This window comes from Nostoc sp. ChiSLP03a, from assembly GCF_034531215.2.
Lineage (GTDB): Bacteria > Cyanobacteriota > Cyanobacteriia > Cyanobacteriales > Nostocaceae > Nostoc.
Map to the genome: position 1 here is coordinate 68,315 of NZ_JAVRBQ020000090.1, position 20,183 is coordinate 88,497.

The 20,183-nt window shown below is 40.9% G+C and carries 14 protein-coding genes; 11 read left to right on the plus strand and 3 right to left on the minus strand.

What is annotated here, in order from left to right; genetic code table 11:
- Positions 1-2 precede the first annotated feature (2 nt).
- The 11 genes from RMY32_RS14680 (at position 3) to RMY32_RS14730 (ending at position 16,718) form a co-directional block, all read left to right on the plus strand.
- On the plus strand, positions 3-2,234 hold the full coding sequence (locus RMY32_RS14680) for a polysaccharide biosynthesis tyrosine autokinase (RefSeq protein ID WP_322709163.1): 2,232 nt from the start codon (positions 3-5) through the stop codon (positions 2,232-2,234).
- Positions 2,235-3,119: 885 nt separating this feature from the next.
- A complete protein-coding gene (gene hepC, locus RMY32_RS14685) occupies positions 3,120-3,839 on the plus strand; it encodes a heterocyst development glycosyltransferase HepC (RefSeq protein WP_322709164.1) in 720 nt (239 codons plus the stop codon).
- 298 nt (positions 3,840-4,137) lie between these two features.
- On the plus strand, positions 4,138-5,988 hold the full coding sequence (gene hepA, locus RMY32_RS14690; protein WP_322709165.1) for a heterocyst formation ABC transporter subunit HepA: 1,851 nt from the start codon (positions 4,138-4,140) through the stop codon (positions 5,986-5,988).
- Positions 5,989-6,175: 187 nt separating this feature from the next.
- On the plus strand, positions 6,176-7,336 hold the full coding sequence (locus RMY32_RS14695; RefSeq protein WP_322709166.1) for a glycosyltransferase family 4 protein: 1,161 nt from the start codon (positions 6,176-6,178) through the stop codon (positions 7,334-7,336).
- A 51-nt stretch (positions 7,337-7,387) separates the two neighbouring features.
- Entirely contained in the window at positions 7,388-8,380 is a 993-nt protein-coding gene (locus RMY32_RS14700) for a glycosyltransferase family 2 protein (protein WP_322709167.1), read from the plus strand.
- Positions 8,381-8,617: 237 nt separating this feature from the next.
- Entirely contained in the window at positions 8,618-9,814 is a 1,197-nt protein-coding gene (locus RMY32_RS14705; RefSeq protein WP_322709168.1) for a glycosyltransferase family 4 protein, read from the plus strand.
- Entirely contained in the window at positions 9,732-10,667 is a 936-nt protein-coding gene (locus RMY32_RS14710; RefSeq protein ID WP_322709169.1) for a glycosyltransferase family 2 protein, read from the plus strand. The genes RMY32_RS14705 and RMY32_RS14710 overlap by 83 nt, the downstream gene beginning before the upstream one ends.
- 113 nt (positions 10,668-10,780) lie before the next feature.
- Positions 10,781-12,250 carry an O-antigen ligase domain-containing protein gene (locus RMY32_RS14715; RefSeq protein ID WP_322709170.1) on the plus strand — a complete coding sequence of 490 codons (1,470 nt, stop codon included), beginning with the start codon at positions 10,781-10,783 and terminating at the stop codon, positions 12,248-12,250.
- Between the two features lie 174 nt (positions 12,251-12,424).
- On the plus strand, positions 12,425-13,558 hold the full coding sequence (locus tag RMY32_RS14720) for a glycosyltransferase family 4 protein (protein ID WP_322709171.1): 1,134 nt from the start codon (positions 12,425-12,427) through the stop codon (positions 13,556-13,558).
- A 287-nt stretch (positions 13,559-13,845) separates the two neighbouring features.
- The gene (locus tag RMY32_RS14725; protein WP_322709172.1) at positions 13,846-15,495 is read left to right on the plus strand and encodes a GMC family oxidoreductase; all 1,650 of its coding nucleotides are present in this window, start codon (positions 13,846-13,848) and stop codon (positions 15,493-15,495) included.
- A 233-nt stretch (positions 15,496-15,728) separates the two neighbouring features.
- Positions 15,729-16,718: an adenosine kinase gene (locus tag RMY32_RS14730; protein ID WP_322709173.1), complete on the plus strand. Its 990-nt coding sequence runs from the start codon at positions 15,729-15,731 to the stop codon at positions 16,716-16,718.
- 326 nt (positions 16,719-17,044) lie between these two features.
- Here the strand turns inward: RMY32_RS14730 and RMY32_RS14735 are convergent, their stop codons facing one another.
- From RMY32_RS14735 to RMY32_RS14745, 3 genes are all read right to left on the minus strand, one after another.
- The gene (locus RMY32_RS14735; RefSeq protein ID WP_322709174.1) at positions 17,045-18,238 is read right to left on the minus strand and encodes an MFS transporter; all 1,194 of its coding nucleotides are present in this window, start codon (positions 18,236-18,238) and stop codon (positions 17,045-17,047) included.
- Between the two features lie 231 nt (positions 18,239-18,469).
- Positions 18,470-19,474, minus strand: a complete 1,005-nt coding sequence (locus RMY32_RS14740) for an SDR family oxidoreductase (protein ID WP_322709175.1) — start codon at positions 19,472-19,474, stop codon at positions 18,470-18,472.
- Between the two features lie 293 nt (positions 19,475-19,767).
- Positions 19,768-19,959, minus strand: coding sequence for a hypothetical protein (locus tag RMY32_RS14745; RefSeq protein WP_322709176.1), 192 nt, complete (start codon positions 19,957-19,959; stop codon positions 19,768-19,770).
- Positions 19,960-20,183 lie beyond the last annotated feature (224 nt).

Below are 20,183 nucleotides of genomic sequence, written 5' to 3' on the forward strand. Positions count from 1 at the left end.
AAGTGGTTCAAACTAGTCTAAATCCTCATCTAGCTCCAGCTTCTGAAAATGAACCAAGTTACGGGCAAATGTTTGCCGTATTTGTGCGGCGATTTCCTTGGTTCTTAGCAGTATTAATTAGTTCTCTTGTCATTGCCAGCATAGTAACTGTAAAAACAAAGCCTACTTATAAAAGTTCTATGCAACTGCTAGTAGAACCTAACTATCAAGGGAAAACGGAAGGTGGTGCGGGGGTAGACAATCAGTTTACTGACTCTAATGTGGTCATAGATACTGCCACTCAGCTTAACTTGATGCAAAGTTCGGGACTCATCCAAAAAGCAGTTGATAAACTTCAGTCTAATTATCCAGATATAACTTCAGCAGAAATTAAAGCTTCTTTGGTCTTAACTCAAATTAGGAGCAAAGAAGATAATGTCGCTACTAAAATATTTCAAGTTGAATACACCGCTGGAGATCCTGAAAAAACCCAAAAAGTTCTAGATGCAATTCGACAAGTTTATCTGGAATATAACAAACAACAACAGACTGCGCGTTTACAAAAAGGTCTACAAATCATCAGGGAACAGTTAAGTAAAGCCAGTGAAGAAGTAAACGCGGCTGAAACAAATTTACAAAGATTTCGCAGAAATCAGAACTTAATCGATCCAGAATCACAGGCCAAAGCGATTGAAACAGCTTTGAACAATCTTTCCCAAGAAAGACAGACAACTCGCGCTCAGTACGGGGAAGCTTTAGCACGCCAAAAATCTTTAGAAGAACAACTTAACCGTTCTCCCCAAAATGCTCTAGTTGCTTCTCGTTTGAGTCAGTCTACTCGTTATCAAGGCTTACTAAACGAAATCCAAAAAAGCGAATTGGCACTAGCACAAGAACGCTTACGCTTTACAGATCAAACTCCGAGCGTGCAAAAACTGAAAGAACAGCTTCAGGGCCAGAAGGAATTATTGCAACAAGAGGTGGGAAGAACTTTAGGCGGAAAATCTGCTGGTGCATTCACGAATGGAGACTCTCTTCTCGAAAAAGGACAACTGGGCCAAATCGATCTCAGCCTTGCTGGTCAGTTAGTAGAAACGCAGACAACTATAGTTGCTTTAACTGCTCGCGACCAAACTTTGGCTCAGAAAGAAAACGAGCTGCGTTTTGAAATCAAACGCTTCCCGCCTCTGTTGGCTTATTACAATCGGATGCTACCGCAGTTGCAATTTAGTCGTGAAAGATTAGAGCAACTTTTAAGAGCAGAACAACAATTACGGCAAGAACTTTCCAAGGGTGGATTTAATTGGGAAGTGGTAGAAGATCCCCAAAAAGGCGCACAATTAGGCCCCAATCTCCAACAGAATTTGCTGTTAGGTGCTGTGGTTGGCTTAATGTTAGGAGGTATTGCTGCCTTTATCCGCGAATCGGCTGATGATGCAGTTCACACCACTGCTGAATTAGAGAAGCAAATGGCCATGCCGTTGTTGGGAACAACTCCCAAGTTACCGCCAGCCAAACCCAGAGAATCAACGATCAAGTTGCCTTTTGGTAAGCCAGAAGTTCTTGCTCCTTGGACAATTCAGGTATTGCAATCTCCACCGCGTTGGGAATCGCTCGATCTGATTTACAAAAACATCGAACTTTTAAATACTGTCACTAATTTAAAATCTTTGATGATTACCTCAGCTTTAGCCGATGAAGGTAAATCAGCTTTGGCGTTGGGTTTGGCAATGAGTGCTGCTCGTTTACACAAAAGGGTACTGCTGATTGATGCCAACTTACGCGATCCCAGTTTGCACCATCAACTGAATCTTCCTAATGAGCAGGGGCTTTCAACTTTATTGGCGAGTGATACAACTCTACCCAATCAAATTAATCTTCAATACTCAGGTTCCGCCTACATCGATATTTTGACCGCTGGCCCCAAACCTAACGACCCAGCTAATCTGTTGAGTTCCCCGCGGATGATGCAATTAATGGCAGCATTTGAGGAAAACTATGATTTGGTTCTGATAGATGCTCCCCCAGTTCTCGGTTTGGTGGATGCTATGCTTACCGCATCATCTTGTCGTAGTGTGATTATGGTGGCAAGCATTGGTATTGTGACGCGAAGTCAGCTTAATCAAGCGACAGCTATGCTGAGTAAGTTAAATCTGATTGGGGTTGTAGCTAATGGGGTATCAAACTCTAATAGTAATTACGTACCTAATATCAAACAACAGCAATTGGCTCTGCGACAAGCTGTAGAAAAATAGCTAGTACGGCTAGATGATAAATCCCCGACTTCTTAAAAAGGTCGGGGATTTTGCGTTTCGTATTTATAACCAAAATTTAATTTTGTTGCGATCGGGATAAATTCAGTATATTTATGCTATCTTCATGGGTTTTCAGAGAAATCACTGACTCTTTAAAGAATAAATAAAGAAGTTATTTGAGCGATCGCTATTTCTACATACTCTTATATTCTAGAAATTAAAGCACCTTCATAAAGGCTAGAAGACAAGAGCAGACTGGTTTTTCAAATCTATCGAGACAATGAACACCTCAGCGTAATTAAACGTAGATATAGATTCATGGGTAATTTCTCTCTACACTTCTCTACTATCAGTAGTTTCCGGAAAATCAAGATTTGCCCATGAATGTTAATAGTAGCAGTCCTAAATCATTTGTAAAATATTTTTGGAGTTGGCTGTCATTAGTCATTTGTCATTTGTCCTTTGTTATTTGCAATTACGTAGACGCGCCAGCGGTGAAGCAGCGCGGTCTTCTCCCAAAGGGAGAGGCTAGCGCCAAGGGGGTTTTCCCCATGAGCGACTGCTGAACCCGTTGGCGCAGTCTCTCGTAGAGAAGGGCTTCCCGCAAGGTAGGACAAATGACCAAGGACGACCATAACAAAAATTTTCACAATTTCATTTAAGATTGCTACCTATGTAATTAGTATCTGTCTAATTTGTAAATCTCTACACCAGCAGAATTCTACGCAATACATGCTTGGCTGAGTGGCAAATACCATAGCATATTTTTGCCCTCAATTCTCTCCAACTTTTTGGACTTACAACAAGATTCGGATTTGGGTCTTTGGCATTAATAGCCTTTGATAACGCCTCAGTAATTCACTTTTGTATAAACCCAAAGACATTATGACAACTTCAATAATTCCAACTCTAGAGAATTTATATGATGTAACCCAGTCACACCAAGATAATCGTGGGTACTGCACACTCCTGTGGCGGCGGGGTAAGCTGTTGGTGAAGCCGCTTGGAGGACTGAAACAACCATATCTGGCTTCATTAGATAATAAGCGATCGCTAGTAGAATGCTTACAACATTCTCCAGTAAGTTTGGTCAGCATAGATCCAAAATTGGGTGAGACTTTGCTCAAATTTTGGGCAGATGCATGTGAAGCAGCTCAAAAACCAATATTCCTAAGCATACCCGCTGACAAAAAACTTCCTAACCAACCCTTCAGACAATTGCAGCGAATAATTGATTGGATTGCTGCTTTCGTATTGCTGCTATTAGTAAGTCCAGTAATGTTGGGATTGATTGGATTAATGCAGGTTTACTCGCCAGGGCCAATTTTTTGTCATGAATGGCGTGTTGGGAAACGAGGTAAACTCTTTCAAGCGATGAGCTTTTGCACCCACAATACCACACCGCTAGCGCGTTGGATGGGTAAATACAATCTCAACAATCTGCCACAGTTATTTAACGTGCTATGGGGTGACATGAGTTTAACCGGATCTCGTTGTTGGACTTTGGAAGATGCAGTACAGCTAAATAAATTACCAGAAATTACAACTTCCTGGGAAGTAGAGGCACAGTCTCATCTGTTACATCTGGATAGCCAAACTCTGTAATACCAATTCGTAATTCGTAATTAAGAAAGTCTAATTTCATCTGGTTTTACTGGTTTGAATTTGTTGCCGGATTTTAGAGAATTAGTAGAAATTCATCTGTGCGGTAATTGATTATTTCATCTACCGCACTGAGGCTCAAGTAAAAATTGTTTACATAGCATCTATAAAGTAATCTGGTTCTAGATAATTTGTTTTTCAAACGTGATAAATCGCATCTCTACATCATGGGTTTGAGCTTATCTGAACTGTATCAATCTATAGATGTCTATCTACTTGCCAAAATATTCTGAGAAAATTAATGAATTTTAAACTTCCTCAACCACTCAGTAATCTGCTTAAAGCTAGCAGCTTTTGGCAGGATAACTATTTGATATTGCGAGAATTTAAACACTTTCGCAAAATTGCAATCTTAGCTCTGATTTTCTCAATTTTGGCGGCAACCTTTGAAGGTGTAAGTATTGGTTTCTTACTTTCCTTTTTGCAAAGCTTAACTAGCCCCAACGCTCAACCTGTCCAAACAGGAATACAATGGTTCGATCTTTGGATTTTAGGAGCCAAGACTTCAGCAATTAATCGTTTATATCGCGTATCTTTGCTAATTTTATTGAGTACTTGGTTACGTGCCACTTTCAATTATTTTTCTCAAGTCTATACTGAATTATCTCAACTACATCTTGCCGATCGCTTACGCAAGCAAATTTTTGAACAGTTACAATCATTATCGCTAAGTTACTTTAGTAAAACTCGCTCTGGCGAACTAATTAACACAATTACTACAGAGATTGAAAGGATCAGACAAGGTTTTAGTGGCGGAGCTTTTTTAGTAACTAGAGGACTCACAACCTTTGTTTACTTAATATCAATGTTTTTAATTTCATGGCAATTAACGATAATATCAGCATTGCTATTTACACTTTTAGGTGTGGGGTTGTCAAATTTAAATGCCAGAGTTAGAGAATCAAGTTTTGGCATGACAACTGCTAATGCTAATTTTACATCAACAGCCATAGAATTTATTAATGGCATTCGCACTGTTCATTCTTGTGGTACTCAAGAATTTGAGCGTCAGCGTTACTATAAAGCTAGCGATAAGGTAATAAGTAGTACAACAAAGGTTGTATTTACCTGGACACTTGTGAAGCCAATTGCCGAAGGGGTAGCGACTACGGTATTGATTGGAATGATTATTTTGGCATTCACTAGTCTTGTCACTAATGGAACGCTACAAGTTGCTTCTTTGCTAACCTTTTTCTTTGTACTCTTTCGCTTTATCCCATTTGTTCAAGATATTAATGGCACGAGAGCATATCTTAGCACTTTACATGGTTCAGCAGACAATATTAAAAATCTGTTGACAAGTGATGAAAAATATTACTTTCAAAATGGCAGAGTTAAGTTTAAGGGATTAAACAGGTCAATAGATTTAGTATCTGTGGATTTTGGCTATGATGATGAAAATTTAGTGCTACATAATATTACCCTGACAATTGAAAAGGGAAAAATGACAGCATTAGTCGGAGCATCTGGTGCTGGTAAAACAACTCTTGCTGATTTGATTCCTCGATTTTATAATGCTACAGATGGATACATTTACATTGATGAAATCGAGATACGGCAGTTTGAAATTAACTCTCTCCGTCGCAAAATAGCTGTTGTCAGTCAAGATACTTTTATCTTCAATACTAATGTTTGGCAAAATATTTCTTACGGAACTCCAGAGGCGACGAATGAGGAAATTCAAGAAGCCGCTAAACTAGCAAATGCACTAGAATTTATTTTGGAAATGCCCGAAGGTTTTGATACCCAATTAGGAGATCGGGGTGTTAGGTTATCTGGAGGACAAAGACAGCGAATTGCTATTGCACGCGCTTTACTCCGGAACCCAGAAATTTTAATTTTGGATGAAGCAACTAGTGCCTTAGATTCGCTATCTGAGCGCTTAATTCAAGATTCATTAGAAAAGCTATCTGTTGGTAAAACAGTAATTGCGATCGCTCACCGTCTTTCTACTATTTCTAAAGCAGATAAAGTTGTAGTTTTAGAACAGGGACGGATAGTAGAGCAAGGTAAGTATCAAGAACTATTGGAGCTAAAAGGTAAGCTTTGGAAATATCATCAAATGCAATATGAACTAAGGCAGCCAGATTAGAAACAACATCTAATTACCAAAGTAATTACAACATATTCATCGGCTGTATATCTTTACAGCCGTAACTCACTAATATGTATCAATAATTTTGCCAAGTTAATAGTCAAATAATAAGATTTTAAACACTTATTATTCCTACAGATAAGTTATTAAAGTTCGTCCTATATACTTAAAATTCATAGAGAATATGTCCCAGAAAATCTTTGATCAAGACCTAATCTATCAATGCTCAAGTTTCGGTGTCGGTGGGAGTGGAGGTGTTGAAACTTATTTAGCTTCTCTGTTTGAACATCGACCACCTGATGTTAGCGATCGCGTGATAAAATCACTGAAAAATATCGATCAAAAACAGTTCAAACTGTTGCACATCCACAGTCCAGATTTGCTATTGCAGCTTACAGGCGAATGTCCTGCTATCTTCAGCGTTCATAATCACTCATTTTACTGCCCTAGTGGTACAAAGTATTTAGCGGAGCATCGGACAATCTGCGATCGCAACTTCTCTTACTTAGGATGTACCTGGGGTAAATTAGCAGATAAGTGTGGTAGCCGTAGACCTTTAAGAACTCTTAGAGAACTTCAAACCACTCATCAGTTTTTAGATGTCTTGAAAAGGCTAAAAATTACTTTCATTGCAAATAGCGAATATGTGCGGCAAGAGTTAATTCAAAACGGTGTATCTCCCGAACAAGTTATAACACTACATTGTGGAATCTCTATACCAGAAACAGCAAGTTCACTCCTAAGCTTGGAAGTACATCAAAATCATCGAATTTTGTTTGCTGGACGAATTGTTTCTGATAAAGGTTTGGAATGGCTACTCAAAACCTTAATACATACAGACCCAAAAATTCAACTTGATATTGCAGGTGAAGGTTGGGAACGACCGCGGTTAGAAAAATTAGCAAGCACACTCGGATTGAATCAGCGAATCACTTGGCATGGTTGGTGCGATTCAGATAAATTAGATAAACTTTATCAACAGTGTTTTGCAGTCATCTTTCCTAGTGTTTGGCCTGAACCTGCTGGTCTTGTAACTCTGGAAGCATACTCTCGTTGTCGTCCTGTAATTGGTAGTGCAGTCGGAGGAATTCCAGAACATTTACAAGATGGAGAAACGGGTATTCTTGTTCCAAGCAATAATATCCAAAAGCTGGCTGATGCTATTAATGAATTGTCTAGAGATTATCAAAAAAGCCGATACATGGGCGAGCAAGGTCATACTTTATTGATGAAGGAATTTACAATGGCTGCTCATGTAAATAATCTCCAAACAATTTATGCAAAAACAATAGCTGAATTTCCTTCCCAAGCGAACAAACTATATAGTATCTCTCCAGCTAAATAAGCTGGATTAAATAGTGCATCTTTTACTTAGAAAATATCAAGGTAGAAAAATATGTCATTACATCAAGAATGTCAACAACCTTTAGTCAGCGTTGTTATCCCCACCTATAATCGACCAGACTATCTTAAGCAAGCGATCGCAAGTGCAATAAAACAAACTTATCAAAATATTGAAATTATTATTTCTGATAATTGTAGTACAGAAAATCCTCAAGCAATTGTCGCATCTTTTGGTGATTCACGCATCAAATTTTGGCAGCATCCGCAAAATGTGGGAATGTTAGCTAATCAGCAGTATGGCTTTAGCATGGCGCAAGGTAAATATGTTGCTAGTCTACATGACGATGATATTTGGCATGAAGACTTTTTAGCAAAGCTTGTACCACCACTAGAAGCCAATTCTGATTTAATTCTCGCTTTTTGTGACCAATATATTATAGATGCTAATGGCATAATTAATCATGCTGGTACTGAAGAAAACACACGCGTTTACAAGCGAGACAAACTAGCAGAAGGAATTTATAAACCTTTTTCCAAAATTGGATTAATAGACAAAAGTATACCTACTGCTGCATCTTGCGTGATTCGCAATAATTTGGTGGATTGGTATAGTATTCCCTCAGAAGTTGGTGGGATGTGGGATTTATATTTAACCTATCTATTTTGTATATCTGGTTATGGCGCTTACTATTGTCCTGAAAAATTGACGCGATATCGCGCCCATGAGCAAACTGATACTATGCTCAGTGGTAGTCGAGATGTGCAAGCAAAAATTCGCAAAGCAAAAAGCGAAATGTTTTGCTATCAAGTATTTATGGAAGACCCTCGTTTACAGGAATTTAGAACTCATTTTCAGCAGAAATGGTTAGAAGCTAATACTACTTTGGGAATAGGTTTGCTACGAAGCGAACAAATAGCCGCAGCACGTCCTTATTTTTGGCAAGCGCTGAATCAACAAAAATTTAATGTGCGAACTATGGCAGCACTTAGTCTTAGTTTTACGCCGCGATTTTTAACAAGTAAGTTAATCGGGGTATCGAAATAATATCTCAATATCTCTTATAGCAATCTTAAATGAGATTGTGAAAATTTTTGTTATGGTCGTCCTTGGTCATTTGTCCTACCCTGCGGGAAGCCAAGCCGCTGGCGCGTCTATGTCATTTGTGACTACAACGGACAAATGACTAAAGAGCACAAAGGGAAGAAAAGAAGATTATTTTTAAATTATTTCTCTGCACCTCTGTCTCTGCGTGAAGCTTTTTATCCTTAAGGAAGATAGTGGATGAAACTTTGTATTGTTACTCATAAAATCAAAAAAGGTGATGGTCAAGGACGAGTAAACTATGAGGTTGCGAAGGAAGCAATTCGTCGCGGTCATCAATTGACATTATTAGCTAGTGAAGTTGCACCAGAACTAGAAGAAAATAGCCAAGTCAATTGGATGAAAATTCCAGTCAAAGGCTATCCTACAGAATTTGTGCGTAATTTCATATTTGCCCAAAAAAGTGCAGATTGGTTGCATAAACATCGCTCTGACATTGATTTAGTTAAAGTTAATGGAGCAATTAATCTGGCTGCGGCTGATGTGAATGCTGTACATTTTGTCCATAGTTCATGGTTGCGATCGCCTGTTCATATTTCCCGTAACCGCCGCGATTTATATGGTTTTTACCAGTGGCTATTTACGGCTTTTAATGCCCGTTGGGAAAAACAAGCTTTCCAAAAAGCGCGGGTTGTGGTGGCTGTATCTGAAAAGGTAGCCCAAGAATTAGTCAACATTGGTGTACCGCGTTCTCGAATTCGCGTAATTGTCAATGGCGTTGACTTAGAAGAGTTTACCCCTGGGCAAAGCAATCGCCAAAAATTAGGTTTACCGGAGAACGTCACCCTAGCCTTGTTTGCTGGAGATATCCGCACACCCAGAAAGAATTTAGATACAGTACTACACGCCTTAGTGAAAGTTCCCGATTTACATTTGGCGGTGGTAGGTCATATCGAAGGTAGTCCCTTCCCACAACTAGCGGCATCCTTGGGGTTAAGCGATCACGTGCATTTTGTCGGATTTCGCCGCGATATCCCCGAAATTATGCGGTCAGTAGATTTATTTATTTTTCCTTCCCGATATGAAGCTTGTAGCCTCGTATTGTTAGAAGCACTTTCTTCAGGACTACCAGTAATTACTGCCACAGCTACCGGGGGTGCAGAGTTGGTGACACCAGAATGTGGCATCGTCTTAACCGATTCAAATGATATTGATGCTTTGGCTGTGGCGATGATGTCCTTAGTAAATGTAGATATGCAGCAAATGAGTCAAGCTGCTCGTTCTGTGGCAGAACAACACAGCTGGACTACTATGGCTCAAACTTATGTGGATTTATTTGAGGAGTTAAGCAAGAATGCGGAACACCGTTCTGATACCGACTTATCGGCGTCCACAAGACCTCTCACGCTGCCTTTTGGCGCTACAGGAGCAAACTAAACCAGTCGATCAAGCGATCGTGGTTGTCCGCGATACGGATGCAGAAACTTGGCAATTTCTGGCCCAATACACAGCGCCCAACTTGCCACTGCATCCCGTGAAAGTGACACAACCGGGGGTAGTAGCAGCCCTCAACGCCGGACTAGCAGCAGTGGAGGGCGATATTGTTTCCATTACCGATGATGATGCCGCACCCCACCCCGATTGGTTAGAGCGGATTGCAGCTTACTTTACCTCTGATAGTCGCCTCGGCGGACTGGGAGGGCGTGATTGGATATACCACGGCAGCAAATTAGAAGACGAATCCCGCCCAGTAGTGGGACAGTTGCAATGGTTTGGGCGAGTCATTGGCAACCATCATCTGGGAGTGGGAGAACCCCGCGAAGTCGATATTCTCAAGGGCGTGAACATGAGTTTTCGTACCCAAGCAATCGGACAACTGCGCTTTGACGAGCGGATGCGCGGTACTGGAGCGCAAGTACACTTTGAAATGGCATTCACTCTGGCATTAAAGCGAGCGGGTTGGAAGATAATTTACGATCCTAGCGTTGCTGTAGATCATTATCCAGCACAACGTTTTGATGAAGATCAGCGAAATAACTTTAATGAAATTGCCTTTATTAATTTAGTCCATAATGAAACCTTAGTTTTATTAGAGCATTTGTCATTTTTCCGGCGGATTGTATTTTTGTTATGGGCAGTATTCGTGGGTACGTGCGATAGTTTGGGCTTGGTACAATGGCTGAGATTTTTACCTAGTCAAGGGCAATTGGCGGGGAAAAAGTTATTAGCATCTTGGCGTGGACGTTGGCAAGGATATCAAGAATTCAAAATTCAAAATGACGCTCGCTGACTCGCTAACGCTGCGCTAACAAAATTCAAAATGAGGCAGAGCCTCGAATAACTTCATTCCCAGGCTAGAGCCAGGGAACAAGTTGATTTATTTATGTGTACATCTAAAATTGAATGAATTCTAAGCAGATACTTTTCAATAGTTTTTTACAAGAAAACTATTCTCCCGAAGAGCGATCGCTACAGGGTTGGATGGCGATCGCAGGCTTTATATTACTAACTGTAGTTTGCTATTTTGGTGGTGTTACTGCCGGATTGCGCCTAATTTTCCCAGCGACAGCTTTAGTAGTAGCCTTATTTTTATACTTGCGGCATCCCATTCTCTACATTGGCTTTACTTGGTGGATTTGGTTTCTCACACCCTTAGCGACTCGCTTAGTTGACTATCGGGTGGGCTGGGATGCTAGCCGTCAAATGCTCATAGCACCCTACTTAGTGGTGTTTATAACTATAGCAACATTTTTGCGACACTTTCCCCGCGCTTCTCGCCAAGGGGGTTTGCCGTTTGTTTTGGCTTTTATCGGAGTTTTCTATGGCTTTCTCATCGGTCTAATTTACAACCCACCTATCCCTGTAGCACGCGGATTAATGGATTGGCTCAGTCCGGTTATTTTCGCTTTTCACTTATTTATCAACTGGCGAGATTATCCCAGCTATCGCCAGAACATTCAACGAACATTTCTCTGGTCTGTGTTGATTTTAGGAACTTATGGCGTATATCAATTTGTAGTAGCTCCTGAGTGGGATAGGTACTGGCTCATACAATCAAAATTATTCATGAGTTCTGGAAACCCTGTACCTTTCGGGATGCGCGTCTGGAGTACATTACACTCAGTCGGCCCCTTTGGTTCTGTGATGCAGGCTGGGTTACTGTTATTATTCACCGGTTCAGGAAGCTTAATTTTTCCGGCTTCGGCTGTTGGTTATTTATCTTTTCTATTAACACAAGCACGTACTAATTGGGGAGGCTGGTTATTTGGAATAATTATGATTATGGGTTCAGTCAAAGCCAAAATTCAAATGCGCTTAATTACCATAATTGTGGTCATGGCTATTTGTGTTGTGCCATTGACAACTATCGAACCAATTGCTGGAGTAGTAGCAGCACGTTTTGAAACTTTTTCTAATATTCAAGAAGATGGCAGCTTTAAAGATAGATCGGGAACTTACGACAGAAATCTTGGTTTAGCCCTTTCTAATGGTCTAGGTAACGGCTTAGGAAATATTTGGAAAGTCGACGAAAAAACTGGTCAAATTGAAGTAGTAGTAATTGATAGTGGCATTTTAGATATGTTTTTTACCCTTGGTTGGTTTGGAGGCATATTTTACATGGGTGGATTAATCTTTTTAATTATTACTGTTAGCAGTTATGGTGAAGGTCGTTTCGATAGTTTTGTCAGTGCTGCCCGTGCCATTGGGATCAGTTCCGCTTCACAGTTAGTTATCGGTAGCGGGATGTTGAGCGTGTCAGGGATGATTCTTTGGGGATTTTTAGCTATGGCTATGGCAGGACATAAGTACTATAGCAATCCTCAGATGTTCTCCAATATTCCTAACTTCTCTAATAAATCGAGAATCTCATAAATCTTTTGACATCCTCACCGCCGTGAACGCACTCTTAAGAAGGAGTAATGAGTAAATACCCATTTTTCATCCACTCATTACTCATTACTCCTTACTTATTACTTGAAAGCCGTGCTGGAAACACGGGGTTTAAAACCCATTTCTCTTATCACTTAAATAGGAATTTTATAGATTATGAAAGTAATTATTGTTATGCCACTGGCCGAGCAACGAGGCGGTGGTGAAATGATGCTTTGGGATTTGGTGCAGCAGGGACGTAATGCTGGTGTTGAGTGGCTGGTAATATTTTTAGAATCCGGGCCGATGGTGGAACAAGTAAAGTCTCTCGGTATTGATGCGCGAGTTGTAGAAAGTGGACGTTTACGCCAAATCCACCGTTTTATTGGCGCTGTTTTGCGGATAGCTGCGATCGCACGCCGCGAACGTGCAGATATAATTGTCAATTGGATGTGGATTACGCATATATCTGGAGGTTTAGCGGCAATGTTGGCGGGCTTGCCTGCTGTGTGGTATCAACTAGAAGTACCTAGCGATAAAACTTGGTTGGTACGAATCGCTACTTTAATCCCAGCGCGGGCAATTATCACTCTTTCGCAAGATGGCAAGCAAGCACAGGCAGAGATTTGGCCCCACAGACCAACACCTTTGGTTTATCCTGGTGTCGCATTAGACCGATTTGAGCCGAATGCTTTACCAACTCCTGAAGAAGCACGGCGAAAATTAGGCTTACCTTTACACGGGCCTTTGATTGGAATTGTGGGACGATTGCAACGATGGAAGGGAATGCACGTATTGGTGCAAGCAATGCCCAAAATTTTACAGAAGTATCCCGATGCCCATTGTGTAGTAGTTGGCGGTAAGCACGATTTGGAACCAGATTATGAGGACTTCTTAAAAGGTGAAATCACTGCTTTGGGCTTGAAAGACCAAGTAATTATGGCTGGACTACAGCGTAATATCCCGGAATGGGTGCAAGCGATGGATGTATTCGTTCATGCATCGGATAAAGAACCCTTTGGGATTGTGATTATTGAGGCGATGGCATTGGGTAAACCTGTAATTGCTGGCAGTGCAGGTGGGCCGACAGAGATTATTACCGATGGGATGAATGGACTATTAACACCTTACGGCAATGCAGATAAATTAGCGATCGCAATTCTCCGCTATCTTGACGAACAAGAATTTGCCCAGAGTGCAGGAATAGCTGCTAGACAACGCGCCCTCGATTTTTCAACGCAGAATTATGCCCAAAATTTTATTAATGCAATTCGTTCTGTAATGCCTAGCCCTCTATCACAAAAGTTTTGATCGGTTTGTAGTAAGTACTTTAGTGCTTAAAAATTCAGGAATAAAGTCCTTACTACAAACACATTATTAACGTGAGTTCGACGGCTCTAAAAACCCCACTTCCATTCCTCTCCCCCACTGGGAGAGAGGCTTTGAAACCCTAACTTTTTCGTTGTCAACTAAAAATATTTCTGCCCCTCTGTGCCTCGGAGAGGGGTTGGGGAGAGGTTCATCGAACTTACGTATTATTAATACCCTCTATGCATCTACGCAATATAAAAAATATTTATGCAAAAGGAATTAAATAAATGTTGATTGATAGCCGCAAATTACCAATAGATGAAATTATCAATACGGAAGTTTGTATAGTTGGTGCTGACCCAGCAGGAATTACACTCGCACGAGAATTAATTGGGCAAGACTTTCGAGTGTGCTTACTAGAAAGTGGTGATTTGGAATTTAATCAAGAAACTGCATCTCTTGGTGAAGGTGAAACGGTTGGAGATCCTTTTCCACCCTTACAAGATATGCGCCATCGTCAATTTGGTGGAATGGCTAATGTCTGGAATATTGAAATTAATAAAAATCAACTTGGTCTGAGGCACGTGCCGTTAGACGCAATAGATTTTGAACAACGAGATTGGGTTCCATACAGTGGCTGGCCTTTTAGCAAATCTCACCTTAATCCATTTTATGAGCGCGCGCAAGCAGTCTGTAAACTCGGTTCTTTTGCTTATGAAGCTGAGGCTTGGGAAAATACTCAATCTCCTCGGACACATTTCACAAGTGACCGAGTTACTACCAGTATGTTTCAGTTTGGCCCGCGCGATATTTTCACCAATGAATATCGCCATCAAATCAATCAATCTCCTAATATAACTACATTCCTCAACGCCAATGTGGTAGAAATTGAGGCAGACGAAACAACTCAAACAGTGAAACGCGTGCAAGTTGCTTGTTTATCTGGTAATAAATTTTGGGTTGTTGCAAAAGTATTTATTTTAGCCGCAGGTGGGATTGAAAACGCGCGTTTATTATTACTATCAAACAAAATTCAAAAGAATGGATTAGGCAATCAACATGATTTAGTGGGTAGATTCTTCATGGATCATCCTTTTATCCGTTGTGGTATGCTTGTTCCCCAAAATCGCAAAATCTTTAATTCGATGGCTTTGTATGACTTACGTCGGGTGAATAATGTCACAGTCATGGGAAAATTCGCGCTGACAGAACAAGTAATGCGCCGCGATAAATTACTAAATATGACCGCGTTGTTATATCCCAGAGATGAAAGGTATAGATCGGCGGCAAAGGCTTCTGCAAAAATTTTGTTCTCTTCAGTTCGACAAAGACAGTTACCTAAAAATATTTTTCAGCATTTGCAAAATGTCATAAATAATATTGATGATTTAGTCGCTGATTGGTATAAATACAATCTCAAAAAAGAATATTTATTTCCTGATTTGAGTCATGGAGGATGGTCTGAGCGTGAAGGTAATGAACAGAAATATACAAAGTTTGAAGTTCTCAGCCAAACTGAACAAACACCAAATCCAAATAATCGGGTAACACTCAGTAATCAACTAGACAAACTGGGTTGTCCGCAAGCAAAATTAATTAATTATTGGAGCGAAATAGATATTTGCAGTCTGAAGCGATCGCAGTTAGTATTTGCACAAGAGTTTGCTAGCGCCGGACTGGGTGAGTTGCAGATTGAATCAGATGGAGATCGTCCAGTTGCTTCTCTTAGTACCCATCATAATATGGGAACAACGCGTATGCATCACGACCCAAAACAAGGAGTAGTCGATGCAAATTGTCAAGTTCACGGCATCTCTAATTTATTTATGGCAGGTAGCTCTGTTTTCCCTACAGGAGGCTATGCTAATCCGACGCTCACCATTATTGCCTTGGCAATTCGATTAGCTGACCATCTGAAAGCTGAATTATCTCACTAAGTATAACTTTGTGTAAAATCGTCACGTTTTAGATGTAGTGATCGCCTGAGTTTTTCTTCGTGCCATTCTGAGGATTTGTACTCGTAGTGTCACAGTAGTAGTAATTATATTTGCTTGCTCGTCTTTTTGAAAGTATTTCATCAACGAGTAAGCTTTTTCTACCTACGGGAGTTGCCTATCTGTTATCATCAGTTCTGTTCAAGTCAGATAGAAATTATTCTCGGAGATCAACAATGGGCAAGAAATATGATGTTTATGGTGTAGGTAATGCTTTAGTAGATATAGAATACGAAGTACCTCCAGAGTTACTACAAAAGCTAAAGATTGATAAAGGTGTAATGACACTTCTAGATGAAGACAGTCAAAATCATATTTTGGAAAATCTCAAAAATCTTCATTGCCATAAGAGTTGTGGAGGATCGGCAGCAAACACAATAGTGGCAATTAGTCAACTAGGAGGAAAAACTTTTTATTCCTGCAAAGTAGCTAATGATGAATTTGGAGACTTTTACATCGAAGATTTAGTCAACTCTCAGGTAGATACCAACTTAAAAAATGGCGATCGCCAATCAGGAATAACAGGTAAATGTTTGGTGTTAGTAACTCCCGATGCAGATCGCACCATGAATACATTTTTGGGAATTACTGGAGAATTTTCTACACAAGAATTAGTATCATCAGCGATCGCTGATTCAGAATATCTATATATAGAAGGATATTTAGTGGCTTCTCCCACAGGAAAAGAAGCAGCTATAAAAGCTAGAGAAATAGCTGAAAAAGCGGGAGTAAAAACTACCATGTCCCTATCTGATTACAACATGGTTAAATTTTTTAAAGATGGTTTATTAGAAATCATTGGCCCTGGTTTAGACTTAATTTTTGCTAATGAAACTGAAGCATTAGAACTAGCAGATACAGAAGATTTTCAAGTAGCTGTAGACAAACTAAAAACCCTGAGTAAGAAATTTGCTATTACTCGCGGTTCCAAGGGTTCAGTAGTATTTGACGGTCAGAAATTAATCGAAATCGCTGCACCTCAAGTAAAAGCTGTAGATACAGTAGGAGCAGGAGATATGTATGCAGGAGCTTTCCTCTATGGAATTACCCAAGGTATGAGCTATGAAGAAGCCGGAAAATTAGCATCGGCCGCAGCTTCTAAGATTGTTACATGCTATGGGCCAAGATTAAAAACTGAGGAGTTAAAGGCATTAGTTATTGCTTAGAGGATGTTTGAAAAGTATCGTATAGCATATTCAATTTTGATATTACCCCCCTAACCCCCCGATGTATTGGGGGGCTTTAAGAGACTATTTCCCTTTCCAAGGGGGGGTTAGGGGGGTATTAAAGGTTGTTTTAAAAGTTCTTTGGTCGGTAGCAAAACGTTTTAGATCCCCCTAAATCCCCCTTGGAAAGGGGGACTTTGATTCCGGTTCCCCCCTTTTTAAGGGGGGTTAGGGGGGATCTAAAAATGCCTAAAATCACAGCGAAAAACTTTTCAAACATCCTCTTAGATACTTTGGGTAACAAATATGGGTAAGTTTTTTGAGACTTAACGAGAAAAGTCAGTTACCGAATGTTGTACCAGCCAGCAATGTAAGCCCACCATTAACAGCGCCAATGGCAGCATTAACATTGGGATGATTTCTAAAGTTGTCCAACTTGCAACCCAACCGGCTCCAGTGGGTACGATCGCTGCGCCCAAACTGGCAGCACTAGTGGCAATGCTAACAGCCGCAGGAACATGGGGATCTGGTAATCGTTGAGGGATTAACCAAATGGTTGCAGGAAAGATGGCTGCCAACCCAAAGCCAATCAACGGTAAGCTAATCCATTGATCTGGCAATTGCCACCAAGCAAGCAATCCAATGATTACAAGACTGAGCGACATACTGATTGTGCGCACCGCCCCAAGCGATCGCAAGAAATAACCTAAGATGAAACGTCCTAATGTTAATCCCACCCAGTAAGCACTAACGCTGTAACCAGCAATCAGCGTGGGCGTGTGACGAGCGACAGACTGCACAGTGTATGCCCAGTTACCAATGCAGGCTTCAGTGCCAACATAAACCAGCAAAAGTAGCCCAGTTAGCAGTACTATCGGAGTTTGCAGCGCTCTGCCTAGATTTTCTAAAGCAGTTGTCTTTGATGGCAATATCCGTACTGTCATTGGTGTGTAGTTGAAGATGATAACACCCAGCACGCTGACAATTAATAAGCTGACAATCCCGGCTAATACCCCATAAACTTGCCGCCAGTTCATGCCAACTGCTAACAAAGTAGTAGCGATCGCGGGGCCAGAAAGAGCGCCAATACCATAGAAAGCATGGAGCAAACCAATCAAACTGGCACTGCGGGAATCTTGCACAATGTAAGTGTTAATGCCTGCATCAATCAACCCAATGCCCAATCCCAACGCCGAGCCAGCGGCAACCATGAGAAACCAAGAGGGTGAGATGGCATAGATCGTCAGTGCCATCGTCAGCGCACCCGCAGCAATCAACAGCATTCGCGCTAACCCCAGCCGACTACTCACCAGACTGCTGGTGAATGCTGCCAGAATGTAACCGCTAATTTGACTGAGAAACAGTAGGGTGACGGTTGCCGGAGTCAGGTTATAGGTAGACAGAATCGAGGGCAAAAGAACTCCTAATCCTGCTTCAGCAATGCCAATGGCAATAAAGGCATAAAAAGCGATCGCCGAACCTATCCACAGAGGCGGTAAGGTGCGTTGATAGTCTGTCATTGGCTGGAATGCTCCTGGATCGGAAAATTTGACTGCTGAGATTTACTCTAACTACAAGAAACTTATGGTTGTGCAAAGTATGAATAGTTAAAAAGATTTTTATAACTACTAAATAGCATTATTAGTAATTATCTCGAAATCTCATCACTATGTTGCTAAAAAGTTTGCAATGATTTCTCTCAAACCCTTGTAAAAACTGGATTGCAAATTTTCCGAAAAGTTTATTTATCCTTAATCTTTGAATACTTGAGTTGCTAAAAACGCTAATGCTGCTGTACCAGCGATCGCACCCCACTGAAGAAGCGGATTTTTTTCTAGCCAGTCGGAAATGCTAGGTATAACTAAGTTACTAAAATCACCCTTAACTCTGTCATCTTCAGGAACAGATTGGTAAAAATTATTTGGTGCATCTTCAGATTTCGCCTCAGAAGAACGTAGTAAATCGAAGCCGACGAGCAGTAACAGTGAATCTACTAATGATGGTGAGACGCGCTGTACCACATCTAATATTTTAGCTACATCCCCAACTAAGTAGTCACGAGTTGGATGTTCGGCTACGTAGAGAATAGCATCAGCTACAAGTTTAGGATCGTAGTAAGGTGGTATCCCGGAAGGCTTTACACCTAATTTCGTCAGACCATTATTCCAAAAGGGAGTATTAATCACCGCTGGTTTCACACTCGTGACGCTAATCGGCCATTTTTCATGTTGCAACTCCAGGCGCATGGCTTCGATAAAGCCCTCAACTCCGTGCTTGGCTGCCGAGTAAGCACTTTGGTAAGGGAGCGATCGCTTACCTTCCATTGAAGAGACATGGATCAGCGCCCCCCGTCCCTCACGCTTCAAATGGGGTAGGGCTGCCATTGCACCATACACTTGTCCCATGAGATCGACATCAATGACATGCTTAAACTCTTCTGGTGTTATGTTGTCGAAAGTGGCAAAGATGCCGATCGCAGAGACATGTACCCATGTATCGAGTCGCCCGTACACTTCTACAGCTTTATCTGCGATCGCTTTAACTTGGTCAAATACTTCCACATCAGCTACGTAAAAAGTTGCCTCACCGCCAAAGCCGCGAATCTCCTCTACTAAAGACTTTAGCTTCAACTCACTCCGAGCCGAGACTACAACTTTTGCGCCGCGTCTAGCAAACTCAAGAGCTGTGACACGTCCGATCCCACTGGAGGCTCCGACGACAGAAACGACTTGCTGATTGATTGGCTTTAATTGCATAAGTGTTACGTTTTAAAATAAATTAGGAATTGGAAATTGGCTTCGAGAATGTTAGAGACTTTAGCTTCAATAGGTAATTCAGCCGCTTTGTTACTATCAGTTGTTATTAAAAATATTTCTTAATAACTCTCATAGTACATATATATGTTAATTATTATTACGGTTGCATTTCTCTGTCTATTGGGGAATCTGAAAGCGCCACAGGTAGTAGATTGCAGGAGGCAGAGGGGCAGAAGGGCAGAGGGGAAAGACTTACTGCAACTTTCCCCCTGCTCCCCTGCTCCCCAATCTGTTTAAGGGAGCCACTGTAATCCCTTGTTCTGTAATTTCTGCTCGATATGCTGCATTTCCTGGATAGTTTCTCCAGTCACGATCGCATAAATTTCGGTGTAGATTTTTCCGTATTTGACCTTCTCTAAAGCCGACAGAACGATTAATTCCTTGCGATCTAGTTCTGGTTTTAAGGTGACTAAAATTGAATCCAACGTACCTTCCATATTGAATCTAATTGTAGCAACTAGTTCATACTTTAAATAAATGCGAACGCAACCTAATTTCAAAACGCTAAATTATATCAAGTTCGGATAAATACTTATAATAAAGCTGGGATCGTTGCAGTGTATCTATCTACGTCTTATGCCGAAACGGATTGCGATCGTTAACCACATGAGTACGGAAGAACTACTGGCTCATTATCGTCAGGCGACAG